Annotated in this window: 1 pseudogene; it reads left to right on the top strand. The window is 46.3% G+C overall.

From position 1 onward, the window contains the following. Positions 1–67: 67 nt before the first annotated feature. Positions 68–218: pseudogene (locus tag DW640_RS24270) on the top strand (conjugative transposon protein TraK); the annotation flags it as partial.

Consider the following 218-nt stretch of genomic DNA (forward strand, 5'->3'; position numbering starts at 1 on the left):
AACGCAGTCGGACGTGTCGGCAAATTGCTGAAATAATCAATGTGCAATCATAAATTGGAAAATATAAATGGAATTCAAATCACTTAGAAACATCGAATCGTCGTTCAGGCAGATACGCCTGTTCGGTATCGTCTTCCTCTCGCTGTGCGCCGTGGTGACGGTGTGGAGCGTGTGGAACTCCTACCGTTTCGCAGAGAAGCAACGGGAGAAAATCTATG

Source organism: Bacteroides sp. AM23-12, from assembly GCF_003434395.1.
GTDB lineage: Bacteria > Bacteroidota > Bacteroidia > Bacteroidales > Bacteroidaceae > Bacteroides > Bacteroides thetaiotaomicron.